Origin of the sequence: Micromonospora sp. NPDC005171 (assembly GCF_040608575.1) — a bacterium.
GTDB lineage: Bacteria > Actinomycetota > Actinomycetes > Mycobacteriales > Micromonosporaceae > Micromonospora.
Window position 1 is genome coordinate 54,314 of record NZ_JBEXIM010000009.1, and the last position, 19,945, is coordinate 74,258.

General features: G+C 72.7%; 14 protein-coding genes. 6 read left to right on the forward strand and 8 right to left on the reverse strand.

Translation table 11 applies throughout. The features are described 5' to 3' along the window. Positions 1 to 10: 10 nt before the first annotated feature. A complete protein-coding gene (gene mraZ, locus ABZU74_RS14660; RefSeq protein ID WP_030488958.1) occupies positions 11 to 442 on the reverse strand; it encodes a division/cell wall cluster transcriptional repressor MraZ in 432 nt (143 codons plus the stop codon). A 355-nt stretch (positions 443 to 797) separates the two neighbouring features. On the opposite strand from mraZ, the gene ABZU74_RS14665 reads away from it, so the two are divergent. Genes ABZU74_RS14665 through ABZU74_RS14675 form a run of 3 tightly spaced genes read left to right on the forward strand, consistent with a single transcriptional unit; the run spans position 798 to position 3,437 of the window. After that, positions 798 to 2,045: a MurT ligase domain-containing protein gene (locus ABZU74_RS14665; protein ID WP_355423350.1), complete on the forward strand. Its 1,248-nt coding sequence runs from the start codon at positions 798 to 800 to the stop codon at positions 2,043 to 2,045. Further along, positions 2,035 to 2,754 (forward strand): glutamine amidotransferase, encoded by a 720-nt coding sequence (locus tag ABZU74_RS14670; protein ID WP_355423067.1) that lies wholly within the window; start codon positions 2,035 to 2,037, stop codon positions 2,752 to 2,754. Before ABZU74_RS14665 ends, ABZU74_RS14670 begins: the two co-directional genes overlap by 11 nt. After that, entirely contained in the window at positions 2,751 to 3,437 is a 687-nt protein-coding gene (locus ABZU74_RS14675; RefSeq protein ID WP_355423070.1) for a VTT domain-containing protein, read from the forward strand. Before ABZU74_RS14670 ends, ABZU74_RS14675 begins: the two co-directional genes overlap by 4 nt. A 197-nt stretch (positions 3,438 to 3,634) precedes the next feature. Here the strand turns inward: ABZU74_RS14675 and leuS are convergent, their stop codons facing one another. Next, entirely contained in the window at positions 3,635 to 6,475 is a 2,841-nt protein-coding gene (leuS, locus tag ABZU74_RS14680) for a leucine--tRNA ligase (protein ID WP_355423073.1), read from the reverse strand. A gap of 404 nt (positions 6,476 to 6,879) precedes the next feature. Here leuS and ABZU74_RS14685 point away from each other — a divergent pair, with 404 nt between their 5' ends. Genes ABZU74_RS14685 through ABZU74_RS14695 form a run of 3 tightly spaced genes read left to right on the forward strand, consistent with a single transcriptional unit; the run spans position 6,880 to position 11,717 of the window. Further along, complete coding sequence (locus ABZU74_RS14685) at positions 6,880 to 7,932, forward strand: MoxR family ATPase (protein WP_030334536.1); 1,053 nt, start codon at positions 6,880 to 6,882, stop codon at positions 7,930 to 7,932. A 1-nt stretch (position 7,933) separates the two neighbouring features. Beyond that, positions 7,934 to 9,232 carry a DUF58 domain-containing protein gene (locus ABZU74_RS14690; RefSeq protein ID WP_355423076.1) on the forward strand — a complete coding sequence of 433 codons (1,299 nt, stop codon included), beginning with the start codon at positions 7,934 to 7,936 and terminating at the stop codon, positions 9,230 to 9,232. A 16-nt stretch (positions 9,233 to 9,248) separates the two neighbouring features. Next, a complete protein-coding gene (locus ABZU74_RS14695; protein ID WP_355423078.1) occupies positions 9,249 to 11,717 on the forward strand; it encodes a DUF3488 and transglutaminase-like domain-containing protein in 2,469 nt (822 codons plus the stop codon). A 644-nt stretch (positions 11,718 to 12,361) separates the two neighbouring features. On the opposite strand, the gene ABZU74_RS14700 is transcribed toward ABZU74_RS14695, so the two are convergent. From ABZU74_RS14700 to ABZU74_RS14725, 6 genes are all read right to left on the reverse strand, one after another. Beyond that, positions 12,362 to 12,760: a DUF3040 domain-containing protein gene (locus ABZU74_RS14700; RefSeq protein ID WP_030334542.1), complete on the reverse strand. Its 399-nt coding sequence runs from the start codon at positions 12,758 to 12,760 to the stop codon at positions 12,362 to 12,364. Between the two features lie 116 nt (positions 12,761 to 12,876). Further along, positions 12,877 to 14,136 (reverse strand): DNA polymerase IV, encoded by a 1,260-nt coding sequence (locus ABZU74_RS14705; protein WP_355423081.1) that lies wholly within the window; start codon positions 14,134 to 14,136, stop codon positions 12,877 to 12,879. A 62-nt stretch (positions 14,137 to 14,198) separates the two neighbouring features. Further along, positions 14,199 to 15,371: a nucleotide pyrophosphatase/phosphodiesterase family protein gene (locus ABZU74_RS14710; RefSeq protein WP_355423084.1), complete on the reverse strand. Its 1,173-nt coding sequence runs from the start codon at positions 15,369 to 15,371 to the stop codon at positions 14,199 to 14,201. Continuing rightward, positions 15,368 to 16,135, reverse strand: coding sequence for a methyltransferase domain-containing protein (locus ABZU74_RS14715; protein ID WP_355423086.1), 768 nt, complete (start codon positions 16,133 to 16,135; stop codon positions 15,368 to 15,370). The genes ABZU74_RS14710 and ABZU74_RS14715 overlap by 4 nt, the downstream gene beginning before the upstream one ends. Before the next feature lie 74 nt (positions 16,136 to 16,209). Beyond that, a complete protein-coding gene (locus tag ABZU74_RS14720; RefSeq protein WP_355423089.1) occupies positions 16,210 to 16,386 on the reverse strand; it encodes a hypothetical protein in 177 nt (58 codons plus the stop codon). A 93-nt stretch (positions 16,387 to 16,479) separates the two neighbouring features. Further along, positions 16,480 to 19,866: an error-prone DNA polymerase gene (locus tag ABZU74_RS14725; RefSeq protein WP_355423092.1), complete on the reverse strand. Its 3,387-nt coding sequence runs from the start codon at positions 19,864 to 19,866 to the stop codon at positions 16,480 to 16,482. Positions 19,867 to 19,945: the final 79 nt, after the last annotated feature.

Here is a 19,945-nt window from a genome sequence, read left to right on the forward strand (position 1 = left end):
CGTTACCGCCCTACAGACCGCCTGGCAGCACCCCCTCCTCGATGTCGGCGAAGTCGTCTTCGCTCTCGGCGAGGTAGGTCTCCCAGGCGACCTTGTCCCAGATCTCCACCCGCGTGCTCGCGCCGATGACCACCAACTCGCGGTCCAACGCGGCGTAGGCCCGCAGGTGGGCCGGAATGGTCACCCGACCCTGCTTGTCCGGAACCTCGTCGTGTGCGCTGGCAAAGAAGACCCGGCTGTAGGCCCGGGCCGCCTTGTGGGTCATCGGCTGTGCGCGCAACTGCTCCGCGATCCGCTGGAACTCAGGGGTCGGGAAGACGTAGAGGCAGCGCTCCTGCCCTTTGGTGACCACGACACCCCCCGCCAGCTCATCCCGGAACTTGGCCGGAAGGATCAACCGGCCCTTTTCGTCCAGGCGCGGAGTGTGGGTGCCGAGAAACATCGGCCCAACCCCCTCGCCCCTGAGCGGCGTTCGCGGCGCCGCTGACCCCCCGGGCCGGTGAGCCCTCCCGGCCTCACCATTGGTCCCCACTCTACTCCACTTCCCTCCACCCGCAACCAAATTCGCCCGCGTGGCGCGCCTGGCGCGGGGGCAAAACCGCACGTCACACGGGGTGGAGCGGAGTGGAGGGCACCGACCACCCCTCGGCGTGGTCCGCTTTCCGACATAGATCGACTCCGTCCGGGGGACGCCGACCCGGCCGCCCGCGCAACCACCACGGCCGAACGGTTCACCGTCGGCGGCGATCTGGTGGGGCCGGCGGTCCGGTAACCTCGCTCGCGTGACGGACGCGAAAATGCCCCTACGGGCCAAGGTGGCCAGCTCCGTGTCACGGACCGCCGCGGCGCTTTCCCGGGCGGCCGGCCGTGGCGACGGTTCGGTGATCGGCGGGTGGATCGGCCTGAAGATCGACCCGGACCTGCTGGCCCACCTGTCGGCCGGGCGCGCGATCGCGCTCGTCTCCGGCACCAACGGCAAGACCACCACGACCCGGTTGACCTCCGCAGCGGTCGGCGTGCTCGGCCGGGTCGCCACCAACTCGTTCGGCGCCAACATGCCCAGCGGGCACACCTCCGCGCTGGCCAAGGCCGGCAGCACCCCGTACGCAGTGCTGGAGGTCGACGAGCACTACCTGGCACAGGTGCTGGAGGCCACCGAGCCGCACGTGGTCGCGCTGCTGAACCTCTCCCGCGACCAGCTCGACCGCGCCAAGGAGGTCGCCATGATGGCGCAGCTCTGGCGCGCGGCGCTGGTCCGGCACACCGACGTCCGGGTGGTCGCCAACGCCGACGACCCGCTCGTGGTGTGGGCCGCCACCCCGCCGGGCGACCCCGCCCGGGGCATCAACCCGCCGCACGTGACGTGGTTCAGTGCCGGCCAGCGCTGGCACGACGACTCCTGGGTCTGCCCGGAGTGCGGCTCCACGATCCAGCGCTCCGGGGAGCAGTGGTGGTGCACCGGCTGCCCGCTGCGCCGACCGGAGCCGCACTGGGTCGTCGAGGACGAGGGCGTGCTCGACCCCACCGGCGCCTGGCACAAGGTCTCCCTCCAGCTGCCCGGCAAGGTCAACCTCGGCAACGCGGCGACCGCGCTGGCGGTGGCCGCCGAGTTCGGCGTCCGCCCGGTCGACGCGGTGTCCCGCCTCGGCATCGTCACCTCGGTGGCCGGCCGTTACGCGCAGGTCGACAAGGACGGGCGCAACATCCGGCTGCTGCTGGCCAAGAACCCGGCCAGTTGGCTGGAGGCGTTCGACATGGCCGACAACGCGCCGACCCTGCTCTCCATCAACGCGCGCGACCCCGACGGTCTGGACACCTCCTGGCTCTACGACGTCGACTTCGCCCCGCTCCGTGGCCGGCAGGTGCTGATCACCGGCGACCGGGCATACGACCTGGCGGTTCGGCTGGACGTCAACGACGTGCCGTTCCAGCACGTCCGCACGTTCGACGACGCGCTCCGGTCGGTCCCGCCCGGGCGGCTGGAGGTCATCGCGAACTACACCGCGTTCCAGGACATCCGAGCGGAGTTGGACCGTGTCATCTGAGAGCCTGCGCATCGTCTGGATCTACCCCGACCTGCTCTCCACCTACGGAGACCGGGGCAACGCCCTGATCCTCGCCCGTCGGGCCCGTCAGCGCGGAATGCCGGTCGAGGTGCTGGAGGTCCGCTCCGACGAGCGGCTGCCAGCGACCGCCGACATCTACCTGGTCGGCGGCGGCGAGGACGGCCCGCAGGCGCTCGGCGCCCAGCGCCTGCTCGCCGACGGCGGCCTGCACCGGGCGGTCGCCCAGGGCTCGGTCGTGTTCGGCGTCTGCGCCGGCTACCAACTGCTCGGCACCTCGTTCTTCGCCAAGGGCGTGCAGTGCCGCGGGCTGGAGCTGCTCGACCTGAAATCCGACCGGGGCGAGAGCCGGGCCGTGGGCGAGCTGGCCGGGGAGATCGACCCCCGGCTGGGCCTGCCCCCACTCACCGGTTTCGAGAACCACGGCGGCCGTACCCACCTCGGTCCCGAGGTCTCCCCGCTGGCCCGGGTCACCGCCGGGGTGGGCAACGACGGCGCCACCGAGGGCGCGTGGCGCGGCAAGCTGCTGGGCACCTACTCCCACGGGCCGGCGCTGGCTCGCAACCCGGCCCTGGCCGACCTGCTGCTGCGCTGGGCCACCGGGGCACACCAGCTCCCGCCGTTGGACGACACCTGGTCGGACCGGCTTCGCAACGAGCGCCGCTCCGCGGTGGTCGCCGCCCGGGCATGATCCGTGCCGTCCGGCGGCTGCTCCGGCAGCCGTCGGCCGCCCGGTTCGCCCTGCTGGTGCTGCTGATCGGCGGGTGCGGGTTACTGCTGCTCCTGGTGCCCCGGCCGGATCCGGCGCAGCTGCCGCTGGTCGCCGACCGGCTGGGCGACCTCGCCCCGGTGGCGGCGATCCTCGGGGGCGCGCTGCTCCTCGTCGCGCTGGTGCCCCGGACCTTCATCACGCTCGCCGCTGGCGCGATCTTCGGCCCCCTGGAGGGTGCCGCGTACGCCCTGTGCGCCGCGCTGGTGGCCGCGGCGATCGGGTTCACGGTCGGCCGGTTGCTCGGTCGGGAGTTCGTAGCCGAACGGGTCCGCGGTCGGTTGGCCCGCCTCGACGGCTGGTTCGCCCGGCAGAGCGTGCTCGGTGTGGTCACCGTCCGGCTCCTGCCGATCGCCGGCTTCGGGCTGGTCAGCTACGGCTACGGCACGACCGGCGCCCGGGTGCTGCCGTTCCTGGCCGGCAGCGTGATCGCGTCCGCGCCGACCGCCTTCGGCTACGCGGCGATCGGTGCGGCGGTCAGCTCCCCCGGCCACATCAACTGGTACGCCGCCGCCCCGGCCAGCCTCGGCCTGATCGCCAGCCTGGTCCTCATTCACAAGTGGTGGCGCGCGGAACGCCGCCGCCGTCGCGCCATGCCGGTCTGACCCGCGGCGCAGAGTCGGCCGGCTGGTCGAGCCCGCGGGCCGCGACCGGCGGCGGATGCGCCGGAAAGCGTTATGACTCAGAGGTATAAATATGCCCCTGAGTCATAACGCTCAACGCGGTGTCCGTCTCCGTGGCCGTCGGTGTGCGTGGCTCTCGCCCGGACCGTCCGCCGACCTGCCCCTTGATCGACAGGTTGTCAGGCGACGACCGAGACCATCCGACCCTTGACCACGATGACCTTGCGCGGTTCCTTGCCGTCCAGGGTCGCCGCCACCGCGTCCAGCGCCGCCGCGCGGACGACCTCCTCGGAGGCGTCGGCGGGGACCTCGATGCGACCACGGACCTTGCCGTTGATCTGCACCGGGTAGGTGACCGTGTCGGCAACCAGCAACGCCGGGTCGGCGGTCGGGAAGTCCGCGTACGTCAGCGAGGTGTCGTGGCCCAGCTTGCGCCACAGCTCCTCGGCCACGTGCGGCGCGAACGGCGCCACCATCAGCACCAGCGGCTCGGCCACCTCGCGGGGCGTGGCCGACAGTCGGGTCAGCCCGTTGGTCAGCTCGATCAGCTTGGCGATCGCGGTGTTGAACCGGATGTTGTCCATGTCGCCACGGACCCCGTCGATCACCTTGTGCAGCAGCCGGCGGGTCGCCTCGTCGGCCGGGTCCTCGGTGATCCGCAGGGCGCCGGTCTGCTCGTCGACGACGGCCCGCCACACCCGCTGCAGGAACCGGTACGAGCCGACCACCGCCCGGGTCTCCCAGGGGCGGGAAACCTCCAGCGGGCCCATCGACATCTCGTACACCCGGAAGGTGTCAGCGCCGTAGGCGGCGCACATGTCGTCGGGGGTCACCACGTTCTTCAGCGACTTGCCCATCTTGCCGTACTCGCGGTTGACCGCCAGGTCGCCCAGGTAGTAGGCGCCGTCGCGCTCCATGACCTCCTCGGCCTGCACGTAGCTGCCGCGCGAGTCGGTGTACGCGTACGCCTGGATCATGCCCTGGTTGAACAGCTTGCGGAACGGCTCGAACGACGACACGTGCCCCAGGTCGAACAGCACCTTGTGCCAGAACCGCGCGTACAGCAGGTGCAGCACGGCGTGCTCGGCGCCACCGACGTACAGGTCGGTGCCCCCGCAGTCACCGTCGCCGCGCGGGCCCATCCAGTACCGCTCGTTCTCCGCGTCGACGAACCGCTCGCTGTTCGTCGGGTCCAGGTAGCGCAGCTCGTACCAGCAGGAGCCGGCCCACTGCGGCATCACGTTGGTTTCCCGGGTGTAGCGCTTCGGCCCGTCGCCCAGGTCCAGTTCGACCTCGACCCAGTCGCGCCGCCGCGACAGCGGGGTCTCCGGGTTGCTGTTCGCGTCATCGGCGTCGAACGTCTTCGGGGAGAAGTCATCCACCTCCGGCAGCTCGACGGGCAGCATCTCCTCTGGCAGGGCGATGGCAGCGCCGGTCTCGTCGTAGACGATCGGGAACGGCTCACCCCAGTAACGCTGCCGAGAAAACAGCCAGTCGCGCAGCCGGTAGGTCACCGCGCCGGTGCCGTGCCCGTTCGCCTCCAGCCAGGCGATGATCGCCGCCTTGGCGTCGGCGACCCCCAGGCCGTTCAGGTCCAGGCCGCGCTCGGGCGCGGCGCTGTTGATCGCCGGGCCGTCCCCGGTGTACGCCTTGCCGTCGAAGCCCTCCGCCGGCTGCACGGTGCGGACGATGGGCAGCTCGAAGACCTCGGCGAACGCCCAGTCCCGCTCGTCCTGCGCCGGCACCGCCATGATCGCGCCGGTGCCGTAGCCGGCCAGCACGTAGTCGGCGATGAAGATCGGGATCTGCCCGCCGGTGACCGGGTTGGTGGCGTACGCGCCGATGAAGACGCCGGTCTTCTCCTTGCTGTCGGACTGCCGCTCGACGTCGGTCTTGGCGGCGGCGGCCTTGCGGTACGCCTCGACGGCCTCCCGGGGGCCGGCGTGACCGCCGGTCCAGGCGTCCCTCGTGCCCTCCGGCCAGCTGCCCGGCGCCAGCGTGTCGACCAGCTCGTGCTCGGGCGCCAGCACCATGTAGGTGGCGCCGAAGACGGTGTCCGGGCGGGTCGTGAACACCCGCACCGGCGTCGCCGTGGTGGGGAAGTCGATGTGGGCGCCGATGGAGCGGCCGATCCAGTTGCGCTGCATCAGCTTGATCGGCTCGGGCCAGTCCAGGCTGTCCAGGTCGTCCAGCAGCCGGTCACCGTACGCGGTGATCCGCATCATCCACTGCTTCAGGTTGCGCTTGAAGACCGGGAAGTTGCCCCGCTCGGAACGGCCGTCGGCGGTGACCTCCTCGTTGGCCAGCACGGTGCCCAGCCCCGGGCACCAGTTCACCGGCGCCTGCGAGACGTACGCCAGGCGGTGGTCGTCGACGACCTGGCGGCGCTCGGCGACGCTCAGCTCGGCCCAGGCGCGGCCGTCCGGGGTGGGTCGGTTACCGCCCTCGAACTCGGCGATCAGCTCAGCGATCGGGCGGGCCCGGCCGGCGTCGCGGTCGTACCAGGAGTTGAAGATCTGCAGGAAGATCCACTGGGTCCAACGGTAGAAGTCGGTGTCGATGGTGGCCACCGAGCGGCGCTCGTCGTGCGCCAGCCCCAGCCGGCGCAGCTGCGCCTTGTACCGCTCGATGTTCGCGACGGTGGTGGTCCGGGGGTGAGTGCCGGTCTGCACCGCGTACTGCTCGGCGGGCAGGCCGAACGCGTCGAAGCCCATCGCGTGCAGCACGTTGCGGCCGGCCATCCGCTGGTAGCGGGCGTAGCAGTCGGTGCCGATGTAGCCCAGCGGGTGGCCGACGTGCAGGCCGGCACCGGACGGGTACGGGAACATGTCCAGCACGTACAGCTTCTCCGCGCCGGCGCGCGGGTGGGTCGGGTCGGCCAGCGGGCCGGTGGGGTTCGGTGCGTGGAAGGTGCCCTCGCGCGCCCAGATGTCCTGCCAACGAATCTCGATCTCGTCGGCCAGGGCCGCGGTGTACCGGAACGGGGGAATGTCCCCCGCCGGTGCGGCTGCCTCACTCATCGTCTCTCCTCGCTTCGCTTCGCTTCGTCTCGGCACCACCGGGCCGGGCCGGCGGCGGGCACAAAAAAGCCCCTCGCACAGGAGGGGCCGCCGTGCTGTCGCTGCGTTCAGCGCATCAGCACGGCCCGGTAAGAAGCAGGAAGACTCCGGCCATGTCCCGCAGTGTACCTCTTCCACGGTTCGTCCTGCCGGCCCCCGGGCGGGGGCCGACCCCGTTCCCCCGAGCTGGCGAATATCGGTGCGTAAGCGGCGGACTACCTGCGGGGGTCGGCGATAACGACAAACATGGTTAGCCTGAGAGACCAGTGAGATTCCTGCGGCAAACGAGGCTCGACGTCGCGAACCCAACGGCGGGTCCAGGTGCTCTATACAGAGCTGCCGTGACGGCGACGAGGAGGAGGCCCGTGACACAACAGACCTGGGACGAGGTGGGCGGCCTGTTGCCGCACGACGAGTTCCGCGCCGCCAGTGAGGCCATCGTGGCCAACATCGAGCAGGTCATCGAGGGTAAGACCGCCACCGTGCGGCTCGCCCTGGCCGTCCTGCTCGCCGAGGGTCACCTCCTGATCGAAGACGTCCCGGGCGTCGGCAAGACCAAGCTCGCCAAGGCCCTCGCACGGTCCATCGACTGCACCGTGCGACGGATCCAGTTCACCCCCGACCTGCTGCCCAGCGACGTCACCGGGGTCAGCGTCTACAACCAGGAGACGCACGACTTCGAGTTCCGTCCGGGTGCCGTGTTCGCCAACCTGGTGGTCGGCGACGAGATTAACCGGGCCTCGCCGAAGACCCAGTCGGCGTTGCTGGAGTGCATGGAGGAGCGGCAGGTCACCGTCGACGGGGTGACGTACCAGCTCCAGACCCCGTTCATGGTGATCGCCACCCAGAACCCGATCGAGATGGAGGGGACCTACCCGCTGCCGGAGGCGCAGCGCGACCGGTTCACCGCCCGCATCGCGATGGGTTATCCGGACTCCAACGCCGAGCTGGCCATGCTCGACGGGCACGGTGCCACCGACCCGCTGCACGAGCTGCGCGCGGTCTCCGACGCGGCCATCGTCCGGCAGCTGATCGCCACCGTCCGGCAGGTGCACGTGGCGGACGCGGTCAAGCAGTACGCGATCGACCTGGTCACCGCCACCCGCGAGGCCCCCGACCTGCGGCTCGGCGCGTCCCCCCGGGCGACCCTGCAACTGCTGCGCACCGCCCGGGCGGTCGCCGCCCTGGAGGGCCGCGACTACGTCCTCCCCGACGACCTGCAGGCCCTGGCGGTGCCGGTGCTCGCCCACCGGATCATCCCGACCGCCGACGCGCAGCTCGCCCGACGCACCACCGACGCGATCGTCTCCGAGCTGGTGCACCGCCTGCCGCTGCCACACGACCGGCAGCGCAACCCGTACGACACCCGGCCCGCCACCGGCAACGGTCGCGCACCCTACGAGCCGCGGAGGCCATGACGTGCGTGCCGGGCTACGCGGGCTGACCACCCGCGGCCGGTCCTTCCTCGCCGCAGCGATCGCGGCGGCGATCTCGGCCGGCATCCTCGGCGAGAAGGACCTGCTCAGGGTGGCTGTGCTGTTGGCCATCCTGCCGTTGCTGGCCGCCGCCTACGTCGGGCGGAGCCGCTACAAGCTGGCCTGCAACCGTTCCCTGGACCCGCACCGGGTTCCGGTCGGCGCCAACTCCCGGGTGGTGCTGCGCCTACAGAACCTCTCCCGGCTGCCGACCGGCACCCTGCTCCTGGAGGACCGGCTGCCCTACGCACTGGGCAGCCGGCCCCGGGTGGTGTTGGAGCGGCTCGGCGCGCACCAGGCCAGCTCCGTCGCGTACACAGTGCGGGCCGACGTGCGGGGCCGCTACGACGTGGGCCCGCTGGTCGTCCGGATGACCGACCCGTTCGGTCTGTGCGAGCTCACCCGCTCCTTTCCCAGCACCGACCACCTGACGGTCATCCCGCAGGTCACCCCGCTGCCGTCGGTCCGGCTCCCCGGGGAGTACGCGGGCAGCGGCGACAGCCGGGCCCGCTCGGTGGCCGTGCACGGCGAGGACGACGCGGCGACCCGGGAGTACCGGCGCGGCGACGACCTGCGTCGGGTGCACTGGAAGTCCACCGCCCGCACCGGTGAGCTGATGGTGCGCCGCGAGGAGCAACCGTGGGAGAGCCGGGCCACCGTCGTCCTGGACACCCGGGCGTACGGCCACCGCGGCGAGGGGCCGACGGCCAGTTTCGAGTGGTCGGTCTCGGCCGCCGCGAGCATCGCCGTCCACCTGCGGCAGGCCGGCTACAAGTTGCGCCTGGTCACCGGCTCGGGGGCGGACGTGGACGCTTCGGAGGCCGGCGGGGACGGCGCGCTGCTCGACCACCTCGCGGAGGTCCGACTGGATCAGCGCGCCGAGGTCACCGGCCTCGTGCAACGGGTCCGCCAACGCGCCGACGGCGGTCTGATCATCGGCCTGTTCGGCACGGTGAGCGTGGCCGAGGCGGAGCTGCTGGCCGGGCTGCGCGGCAACGGCGCCACCTGCGTGGGCTTCCTGCTGAACAGCTCCACCTGGCTCAGCCTGCCGGAGAAGGCCCGGGCGGAGGCGGAGCACGCCCACGCCGCCGCGGTCCTCGCCATGCTGCAGAGTGGCTGGCGGGTGGTCGGCGTCGACCACGGCGGCCGACTGCCGGCGCTGTGGCCGCAGGTCGGCCGGGGCGCCCAGGGGTTCGCCCTGCGGGCCGCGCTGGCCGAGACGGTCGCCGGCGGTGTGCGATGAACGGAAGGCTCCCCTCATGATCAGCAGTCGGAACATCGGCATGGTGGCGGCCGCTGCCACGCTGCTGGCCGCCGCGCCGCTGTCGGCCATCTTCCAGGGCTGGACGTGGTTGATCGAGTCCATCATCGCGGTCGCCGTGGTGGCCGGCGTGGCCGCGCTGACCCGTCTGGCCCGGGCACCGCTGTGGGGTCAGGTGCTGGGCATGCTGGCCGGCCTGATGCTCGCCCTGACCTGGTTGTTCCCCAGCGGCGAGGAGCTGCTCGCGATCCTGCCCACCCCGGGCACGTTCGCGTACTTCGGCGACCTGCTCGCCGGCTCCATGCAGGACATGCGCTCGTACGGGGTCGAGGTCCCGGACACCGACCCGCTGCTGTTCATCGCCGTGCTCGGCGTGGGCGGGGTCGCCGTGCTGGTGGACGTACTGGCCGTGGGGTTGCGACGGCCCGCGCTGGCGGGGCTGCCCATGCTCGCCATCTACTCGGTGCCGGTCGCCGTCTACGTGGACAGCGTCCCCGCGGTGCCGTTCGTGGTGGGCGCCGCCGGTTACCTCTGGCTGCTGGTCACCGACAACGTCGACCGGGTACGCCGCTTCGGGCGTCGGTTCACCGGTGACGGCCGCGACGTCGACGTGTGGGAGGCGTCCCCGCTGGCGTCCGCCGGCCGCCGGCTCGCGGCGGTCGGGGTGGCCCTGGCGGTGGTGCTGCCGCTGGCGGTGCCCGGGATGACCGGCGGGCTGCTCGACTCGCTCAGCCGGGGGCCGGGCAACGGCAGCGGCAACGGGTCCGGCTCGGGCGGCACGTCGGGTCGGATCGACCTGTTCGCCTCGCTCGCCGGCCAGCTCAACCAGTCCCAGGTGGCCGACCTGGTCAAGGTGACCACATCCGAGCCGAACCCGTTCTACCTGCGCTACGCGGTCGCCGACGAGCTGCGCCCCGCTGGTTTCCAGGCGCGCAACCCCAGCGGCCGGTCGGTCAACCGGGACCTGCCGAACCCGGCCGACCGGGCCGGTCAAGGCGTACAACAGACCACCTACCAGGCGACCGTCGAGGTCACCAAGAGCCTGAGCATGTCGCTGATGCCGGTGTACGCCGAGCCGACCCGCACCGACGACCTCAGCGACAACTGGCTCTACGACGCCAACCAGCAGGTCGTCTTCTCCAACCGGGAGAACTCCCGGGGTCGGAAGTACTCCTTCGACTACGTCCGCTCGACCTTCACACCCGCCGCGTTGCGGGCCGCGCAACCACTGCCCTCCGACCACCCGGTACGCCGACAGATGACCGCCACCCCCGGGCCGGTGCCCGAGGTGGAGGAGCTGGTCAAGGGGCTGATCCAGGGCAAGCGCACGGACTACGACCGGGTGCTGGGGATCTACCAGCACTTCTCGGCGGACAACGGCTTCCGCTACCAGCTCAGCACCGAGAGCGGCAGCAGCGGTCAGGACATCGTCAACTTCCTGACCAACAAGGTCGGCTACTGCCAGCAGTACGCCGCCGCGATGGCCTGGCTGGTCCGCTCGGCCGGCATCCCGGCCCGGGTGGCGTTCGGGTTCACCAACGGCAGCAAGCGCGACGGTGACACCTTCACGCTGACCAACCTCAACCTGCACGCCTGGACCGAGGTCTACTTCGACGGGGCCGGTTGGGTGCCGTTCGACGCCACCCCCGCGTACGGGGTGCCGGGTTCCACCCGGTCGGCCTGGGCACCGGACACTGACGCGCCGGAGCCGTCCAGCCCGGACACCGGCGCCGCGGACACCCCGGCGGGGCCGGAAGCCTCGGCCGGGCCGGCCGGACCGGACAACGCCGACCGGGACACCGACGACGGGCTGGCCCTCGGCGGGACGACGCCGGACGAGCAGCCGCCGGTCTGGCCCTGGTGGACGGCCGGCCTGGTGGCCCTGCTCCTGCTGCTCGCGGTGCCCGCGCTGCGCCGGATGGCTCTGCGCCGCCGACGGGGTGGCCGCGCGGTGAGCGGGGCGATGGCCGCCGCCACTGTCGACGGGGACAGCGAGCCGGGGACGCGACCGGTGGTGGTCGGCGCGGACGCCAACCGGGCCCGCGCGGACGCGCACGCCGCCTGGGCTGAGCTGCTCGACACGCTCGTGGACTTCCGGGTCCCGGTCGATCCGACCGAGACGCCCAGGGCGACAGCGGACCGGCTCGTCCGGGACGCCCTCGACGACGACGCGATCGGGTCGGCGCGGCTGCTCGGCCGGGCGGAGGAGCGGGCACGCTACGCGCGGGATCCGCTGACCGGTGAGCGGTTGCTGCCGGCGCTGCGCGCGGTCCGTGGGGCGCTCGCCGCACGGGCGGACCGACGGACCCGCCTGCTCGCCGCCGTGCTGCCGCCCTCGGTGCTGCTGCGGTGGCGGACGACCATGGCGGACAGGTCCAGCCGAATGGTGGCGCTCACCGGGCAGGCCCGGTACCGACTGCTGCGGTGGAACCCTCGTCGGCTGCTGGCCGACCGGGCCGCACGCTGACCGACACCCACCCCCGCCACTCCGTCGCACCCTCGCCCGCCACCACTCATGATCACTTGATGATCAGTAGTTGCAGAGCTTCTGGCAGCTGCTCCTCATCAAGTGATCATGGGTGCCTGGGGTGGGTGTGCCGGTCAGGCGCAGCGGGACCGTGTCGGGTGAGGCGAAGACCGCGCCGGGCGGAGTGGGGCCTTGACCGGGGCGACGTCGGGTCTGCGCAGTGGTGCGGTGAAGTCGCGGTCTCCCGTGGCCGGGGTGACCCGACTGCGGGCCAGCCAACACGGCGACCGTTGGCAGTTCGAGGTCAGATCTAGCGGAACTCGAGTCGATCATGCCGCTCGTCGGGGCGACATCGTCCCGCGCGGATTCGACCGGGCGGCACGCGGGCCCCCGGCCGACGCCGGGCGCGGCGCAGCGGCCCAACGACTACCGGACCACCCAAGGTCGTGCTCGATCCAGGAAAGAGGCCCCTCCCTCGCACACGATGCCACTACTTCCAGGATCGAGCGCGATCATGCGGGAGAGGGCGCAGCGCAGAAGACGCGGAACCGGGGAAGGGCGCGCGGATACGACGGAGGTCGCCGGGGGCTGTGACCGGCGACCGCTCGTCGCGGCGTACGACCCGCTTCAGCGGCGGGACCGGCTCAGCGGTGCCCCTCCGGGCGCTGCCGCCACCTGTCCTCCATGCGGTCCAGGATTGACGACCGACGACCGGATCGGCCACCGCGGGGACGACGACGACTCGTCGTGCCGCCCACCACGTGCAGGTCGGGTGACTGCGCCCGCCGGTGCGACTGCACCGCGAACGCGGCCGACGCCAGCATGACGACGAAGCCCGCCACCGCCAGTGGTGGAGTCTTGATCACCGCGCCATAGACCAGTAGAGCCAAGCCAGCGATGATGACGCCGGCGGCGACGAGCAGGCGACGCCGCGCATGGAAGCGCGGATCGCTGGCGCGCACGGCCGAGGCGAATTTGGGGTCCTCGGCAAGCGACCGCTCGATCTGCTCGAACAGCCGCTGCTCGTGCTCCGAGAGCGGCACGGCACTCCTCCCCGGTCACGTTGGTCGGGCCCACTCGGGCCGACAGACCGTGGCAGCCATCCGGCTGCTTACCCGCAAGTCTACGAGGGGGGTCGCGCGTCGGAAAGCGGGACGACCTATGGGCGGGGTGGATTTTCGTTTCGACGGGGATCACGGTCGCCCATCAGACTGGCCGGACCTATGACGGACCGCCCGAAACGGGCAGCGGCGGCGTCCGCGACAGCTTCCGCCTCGCGCCAGCCGCGCTCCGGCGCACCGAGGGTGAGTTGCCGGGCAGCGCCCTGTGCCGGGGCGAGCCCTTCCACCCGGACACCGACGAGCCGGATCCGCTCGCCCGGGTCCAACGCGGTGTAGAGCGCCCAGACCGTGTCGAACATCTCACGCGCGGTGTCGGTGGGAACGTCAAGGGTGCGGGATCGGCTGACGGTGCGGAAGTCGGCCAGCCGGACCTTGAGTGAGACGGTGCGCCCGACCTGCCCGGAGCCGCGCAACCGGACACCGACCTTCGCGCTGAGCGCGAGCAACGCACGGCGGATCTCCAGCGGGTCGGCCACGTCGATGTCGAAGGTCACCTCGGCGCCGATCGACTTGTCGACGTGCTCGGGGCTGACCCCGCGCGGGTCGCGCCCCCAGGCCAACTCGTGCAGGTGTGCCGCCGAGGCGGCACCGACGGCTCGGCGGAGCATGCCCACCGGCGCCTCGGCGAGGTCGCCGACGGTGGTCAGGCCGAGCCGGCGCAGCGCCTCGGCGGCGCGTTCCCCCACCCCCCACAGGGCGTCCACCGGCAGCGGGTGCAGGAAGTCGAGCACCTGCCCCGGGGGCACGACCAGCAGGCCGTCCGGCTTGGCCCGGGTGGAGCCCAGCTTGGCCACGAACTTGGTCGGCGCCACCCCTACCGAACAGGTCAGCGCCTGCTCGTCGGCGACCCGGCGACGGATCAGCCGGGCGATGGTGGCCGGGGAGCCGAAGAGCCGGCGGGCGCCGGTCACGTCGAGGAACGCCTCGTCGAGGGAAAGCGGCTCGACGAGTGGCGTGACGTCCCGGAAGATCTGCATGACGGCCCGGGAGGCGGCCGAGTAGGCGGTGAAATCCGGTGGCAGGTAGACCGCCTGGGGGCAGCGGGCTCGGGCCTGGCTGGTCGGCATCGCGCTGCGGACGCCGTACCGGCGGGCTTCGTAGCTGGCCGAGCTGACCACACCGCGCGGGCCGACGCCACCGACGACAACCGGCCGGCCGCGCAGCTCGGGGCGACGGCGCACCTCGACGGCGGCGAAGAAGGCGTCCATGTCGACGTGCAGGATCGGGCTCGCGGAGTCGTCGCCGTCCGGCCCGAAGCGCGGATCGTCGCCCCGGGGCAACGACTGACTGCGGCCCATCCCGGCAGGTTAACCCCCGCGTACGACACCACCACCGGCCAGCGGGCCGAACCGTCAGCGGGTCAGCCCCGGACGACCAGCAGCGGCACGGTCAGCTCGACGGCGGTGTCCGACCCGTGGTAGGCCACCAACTTCGACGCCATCGGCCGCTCGGTGCGGCTGGCCATGACCGCGTACGTGTCGTTGCAGGTCACCACCACGTCGCCGATCCGGCCCAGGTGCTCCTCGGGCACCGGCCCGAACCAGCCGGTGGCCACCACCTCGTCGCGGGTGCGTACCCGGGCGGCGGGGCCCAGCACCTCCGACCAGGCGGCCCGCACGTCGTCGACCGCGCCCGGCTCGACGTGCAGGTAGCGCACCCGGGCCTCGCCGGCCACCAGCCGCACGCCGGCCCGCAGTCGCGGATCGGTGTCCAGGTCGAAGCGGTGCGCCGCGGGAATGTCGAGCTGCCCGTGGTCGGCGGTCACCAGCAGCGCCGCGTCCGGCGGCAGCCCGTCGACCAGCCGGGCGACCAGGGCGTCCACCTCGGTGGCCGCGACCCGCCAGGGCTCCGAGTCGACGCCGTAGACGTGGCCGTACCGGTCCAGGTCGGCGTGGTAGCCGGAGACCAGTGTGGGCCCGGTGCCGGCGGCCAGCGCGGCGAGCATGGCGGTGGCCACCTCGTCCCCGCCGGCGGCGCCCCGGAAGCCGCCACCCCGGTTGGCGGCCAGTGTCAACCCGCTGCCGCCGAACTCCGGCCGACTCACCACTGTCGTCGTCACCCCGGCGGCGCGGGCCCGCTCCAACTGGGTGGGCACCGGCTGCCAGCGCAGCGGCGACGGATCGGCGGCCCAGTCGGTGTGGGTGAGCACCCGATCGGTGCCGGGCACCCGCACGGTGAAGCCGAGCACGCCGTGTGCGCCCGGCGCAGCACCGGTGCCCAGCGACGCCAGGCTGGTCGGGGTGGTGGACGGGAAACCGGCGATGAGCGGGCGGGCCACCGTCGCGGCGAGCCCGGCGAGGGTCGGCGCGTACGGTGCCGCGGTCGGCAGCTGGTACCAGCCGAGCCCGTCGACAAGCAGCACGGCGATCCGGCGTACCCCGGTCAGTGCTGGCCCGAGCCCTAGCGGGTCGGTCGAACCGGGCACGCCCAGCACGGCCAGCGCGCTGGGCAGCACGTCGGCGAGACGGCCGCCGCCGTGATCCGGCCGGAGGATCTCCAGCGGCGCCGGCCGGCCACCGGCCTGGCCGATCATGCCGGCCGGCGGGCGAACAGGTGCAGTTGGGCGGCCAGGTCCCGGTACGGCGGTTGGGCGGCCAGCGCACGTTCCAACTCGACCAGGGCGGCGGGCTGCCCGTCGGCGACCGCGGCCGGCAGCAGGTCGGCCAGCACGCGTACCCCGTGGATCTCCTCGACCACCAGCCCGGCGGCGCCGAGCAGCGCGGCGGCGCCCGGGGCGTCGTAGCGTCGGCGCAGCGTGTCCCGTGGCCCGGCGGTGCCGGCCGGATCGGCGGCCAGTGTGGCCGCGACGTCCAGGTGCCCGTTCATCGCGCGGCCCAGCACGGCGGCGGCCCGGCCGGCCACCAGCACGCTGGCCGCGCCACCCGGACGCAGCGCGGTGGCCAGCGCGGCCACCACCGGCGTCGGGTCGTCCACCACCTCCAGGACGGCGTGGCAGAGCACCAGGTCGACGCCGGCCGGCTCGACCAGCCCGGCGAGGGCGTCCCCGTCGCCCTGCACGGCGGCGATCCGGTCGGCCACCCCGGCCTCGGCGGCGCGGCGGGTGAGCGCGGCGAGCGCGTCGGGGCTGGCGTCGACGACCGTGACCCGATGCCCGGCGCGGGCCAGCGGAACGGCGAAACCGCCGGTGCCGCCGCCCACGTCCAGCACGGTGAGCTCGGCGTCGCCGCGCCGGTCCAGCTCGGCGCGGAGCACCGACCAGATCACTGCGGTACGGGGTGTCAGCGGCGGCTCGGCGAACCGGCCTCGGGTCTGCTCCACCCGGTCGAGCCTAGTCACCCGGCCCGGTGGTGGTGCGGGCGTGTGGGGGCGCCCCGCCACACGCCCGATCGGTGCCTGCTGTGGGCGGTCGGTCAGGCCTCGGTGCTCTCGGCCTCGTCCTCCGCCCGGGACCGGCGCTCGTTGGCCACCGGACCGTTTGTCACCTCGTACTCGCGGGGGTCGGCGAGGTGCGACGGCACCCAGCCGGTGCCCAGTCGGGTCCGCCGGGCGTTGGCGATTCCACTGGTGTACGCGTGATTTCCCGTCACTGTCGTTCCCCCTTACGGATCACGGGCCGCTCTGCCCGCTCGAGACGAGTCTCCCGCTCGACGGCTCCGGAAACCGTAATGTGGATCACTGATTCAGCGGAAGTCGCGGGAGGCGGGACTGACCGGCGGCTCGATGGCGTCCAGCCGGTCGGCGACCAGGTTGGTCACCCCCTCGTGCCGCTGCAACCGCCCCCGGACCACAAGCGCGGCGCTGGTCCGCGCCACCCGCCGGTAGCGCTGCCACAGCCCCGGCGAACAGGTGACGTTGAGCATCCCCGTCTCGTCCTCCAGGTTGAGGAAGGTGACCCCACCCGCTGTCGCCGGGCGTTGCCGGTGGGTGACGATGCCACCGACCCGGATCCGTTGCCCCGGCTCCACCCGACCGAGCCGGGCGATCGGCACCGCGCCGAGCACGTCGAGCTGACCCCGGATGAACCGGGCGGGATGACTCTCCGGCGACAACCCGGTGGCCCACACGTCGGCGACCAGCCGGTCCACCGCCTCCATCCCGGGCAGCGTGGGCGCCGCCGCGCCGGTCACCGTGCCGGGCAGCCGACCGGGCCGGTCCTGGGCCGCCGCACCGGCGGCCCACAGCGCCTGTCGCCGGGTCAGCCCGAAACAGGCGAAGGCGTCCGCGGTGGCCAACGCCTCCAGCTGAGCGGCGGTGAGACCGAGCCGCCGGGCCAGATCCGGCATGTCCCGGTACGGCCCACCGGCGACCCGTTCGGCCTCGATCCGTTCGGCCACCTCGGCGCCGAGGGTCCGCACGCTGGACAGGCCGAGCCGGACGGCGGGGCCGCCCAACCCCCAGGCGTGTGGCGGCTCCCCCGGCCCGCTGCCCCACCGGGTCTCCGGGGTGGACTCCAGCACCGCCTTCGCGCCGCTGGCGTTGATGTCCGGACGACGGACCTCCACCCCGTGCCGGCGGGCGTCGTCGACCAGGGTCTGCGGGGAGTAGAAACCCATCGGCTGGGCGTTGAGCAGCGCGGCCAGGAACGGCGCCGGGTGGTAGCGCTTGAGCCAGGAGCTGGCGTAGACCAGGTAGGCGAAGCTCATCGCGTGGCTCTCCGGGAAACCGTAGCTGGCGAACGCGGTGAGCTTGCGGTAGACGTCGTCGGCCAGCTCGCCGGTGATGCCCCGCTCGGCCATCCCGGCGTAGAGCCGGTCGGCGATCCGGGTCATCCGCTCGACCGAGCGTTTGGCGCCCATGGCCCGGCGCAGCTGGTCGGCCTCGGCCGCGTCGAAGCCGGCCAGGTCGATGGCGAGCTGCATCAACTGCTCCTGGAACAGCGGCACCCCCAGGGTCTTCTCCAGCGCGTTGCGCATCAACGGGTGCGCGTACGTCACCGGCTCCTGGCCGTTCTTGCGCCGGATGAACGGGTGCACCGAACCGCCCTGGATCGGACCGGGACGGATCAGCGCCACCTCGACCACCAGGTCGTAGAACTCGCGGGGCTTGAGCCGGGGCAGGGTGGCCATCTGGGCGCGACTCTCCACCTGGAACACCCCGACCGAGTCGGCCCGGCAGAGCATGTCGTAGACCTCAGGGTCGTCCAGCGTCATGTCGCCGAGATCCAGCCGGGACCCGATCATGTCGTAGCCGTAGTGCAGGGCGGAGAGCATGCCCAGGCCGAGCAGGTCGAACTTCACCAGGCCCACGGCGGCGCAGTCGTCCTTGTCCCACTGCAGGACGCTGCGCCCGGGCATCCGCCCCCACTCCACCGGGCAGACCTCGATCACCGGCCGGTCGCAGATCACCATGCCGCCGGAGTGGATGCCCAGGTGCCGCGGGAACGTCTGCAACTCGTTGGCGTACTCCACCACCTGCTCCGGGATGTTCTCCACGTCGACCGTGGCGACCGAGCCCCACCTGTCGATCTGCTTGCTCCAGGCGTCCTGCTGCCCCGGCGAGTAGCCGAACGCCTTGGCCACGTCCCGCACGGCCGACCGGGGCCGGTAGGAGATGACGTTGGCGACCTGGGCGGCGTGCTCCCGGCCGTAGCGGGTGTAGACGTGCTGGATCACCTCCTCCCGGCGGTCGGACTCGATGTCCACGTCGATGTCCGGTGGACCGTCCCGTTCCGGGGCGAGGAACCGCTCGAAGAGCAGCTGGTGCCGGACCGCGTCCACATTGGTGATCCGCAACGCGTAGCAGACCGCCGAGTTGGCCGCCGAACCCCGACCCTGGCAGTAGATGTCCTGGTCACGGCAGAACGTGACGATGTCGTAGACCACCAGGAAGTAGCCGGGGAACCCCAGCTCCTCGATCATGTTCAACTCGTGGTCGAGTTGCGCGTACGCCGTCGGATGCGCCTGCGGCGGCCCGTAGCGCTCGTGCGCCCCGTCAGCGGTCAGCTTCCGCAGCCAGCTCATCTCGGTATGCCCCGGCGGCACCGGGTACGCCGGAAGCTGCGGCGCGACGAGTTGAAGGTCGAAGGCCAACTCGGCGCCGAACTCGGCGGCCCGCGCCACCGCACCCGGGTACGCGGCGAACCGGGCCGCCATCTCCGCGCCGCTGCGCAGGTGGGCGGTGGCCGCCGCGGGCAACCAGCCGTCGATCTCGTCCAGGCTGCGTCGGGCCCGGACCGCGGCGACGGTGGTGGCCAGCCGACGCCGGCCGGGGCTGGCGTAGTGCACGTTGTTGCTGGCCACCGTCGGCAACCCGGCCGCGGCGGCCAGCTCGGCGAGCGCGTCGTTGCGGTCGGCGTCGACGGGATGGCCGTGGTCGGTCAGCTCCACGGCCACCGTCTCCGCGCCGAAGAGCGCTGTCAGCCGGTCCAGCTCGCGGGCCGCCGCGTCCACCCCCTCGGTGAGCAGCGCCCCCGGCACGTGCCCCTTGCGGCAGCCGGTCAGCACCAGCACATGGTCACGCAGCTCGGCGGCGACCTCCTCCAGGTCCCCGTACTCCGGGCGGCCCTTCTCCCCGCCGCGTAGCTGGGCGCGGGCGATGGTGGTGGCCAGCCGGGCGTACCCCTCGTGGCCGTGCGCGAGCACCAGCAGGTGCGCTCCGTGCGGGTCGGGCTCACCGTTCTGCGGGCCGGGCAGGCCGAGGGACAGCTCCGCGCCGAAGATGGTCGGCAGGCCCAGCGTACGAGCCGCCTCGGCGAAGCGGACCACCCCGTAGAAGCCGTCGTGGTCGGTGACGGCGAGCGCGGTGAGCCCCAACCGGGCCGCCTCCTCGGCCAGCTCCTCCGGGTGGCTGGCACCGTCGAGGAAGCTGAAGTTGGTGTGCGCGTGCAGCTCCGCGTAGGGCACCACACCGTCGGGACGGGTCAGCTCCGGCGGCTGGTACTGCTCGCGGCGGCGACTCCAGGCCGGGGAGTCGCCGCCATCGGCGTCCACCGCGAGCGGGTCCACCACGTGCAGGTGCCGCTCCTCGCGCGACCGCCCGCCGCCCGACCGGCCGGAGCCGCCGGCGGCCCGCCCGGAGAGCACCCGTTCCAGCTCTGACCAGGGCATCTTCGGGTTGTGGAAACTCATCGAGCCGCCCTCACGGGTGGCCGGATCCCGACGGCCGGATCCGCCGGCGAGAGGGCCGGGGTGCGATATGACCGGAAGT

Bases quoted from the DNA above. Each gene is read 5' to 3' on its own strand.
- leuS (WP_355423073.1), bottom strand. From the start codon at position 6,475: ATGAGTGAGGCAGCCGCACCGGCGGGGGACATTCCCCCGTTCCGGTAC.
- ABZU74_RS14675 (WP_355423070.1), top strand. From the start codon at position 2,751: ATGATCCGTGCCGTCCGGCGGCTGCTCCGGCAGCCGTCGGCCGCCCGG.
- ABZU74_RS14665 (WP_355423350.1), top strand. From the start codon at position 798: ATGCCCCTACGGGCCAAGGTGGCCAGCTCCGTGTCACGGACCGCCGCG.
- ABZU74_RS14710 (WP_355423084.1), bottom strand. From the start codon at position 15,371: ATGATCGGCCAGGCCGGTGGCCGGCCGGCGCCGCTGGAGATCCTCCGG.
- ABZU74_RS14705 (WP_355423081.1), bottom strand. From the start codon at position 14,136: ATGGGCCGCAGTCAGTCGTTGCCCCGGGGCGACGATCCGCGCTTCGGG.
- mraZ (WP_030488958.1), bottom strand. From the start codon at position 442: ATGTTTCTCGGCACCCACACTCCGCGCCTGGACGAAAAGGGCCGGTTG.
- ABZU74_RS14695 (WP_355423078.1), top strand. From the start codon at position 9,249: ATGATCAGCAGTCGGAACATCGGCATGGTGGCGGCCGCTGCCACGCTG.
- ABZU74_RS14725 (WP_355423092.1), bottom strand. From the start codon at position 19,866: ATGAGTTTCCACAACCCGAAGATGCCCTGGTCAGAGCTGGAACGGGTG.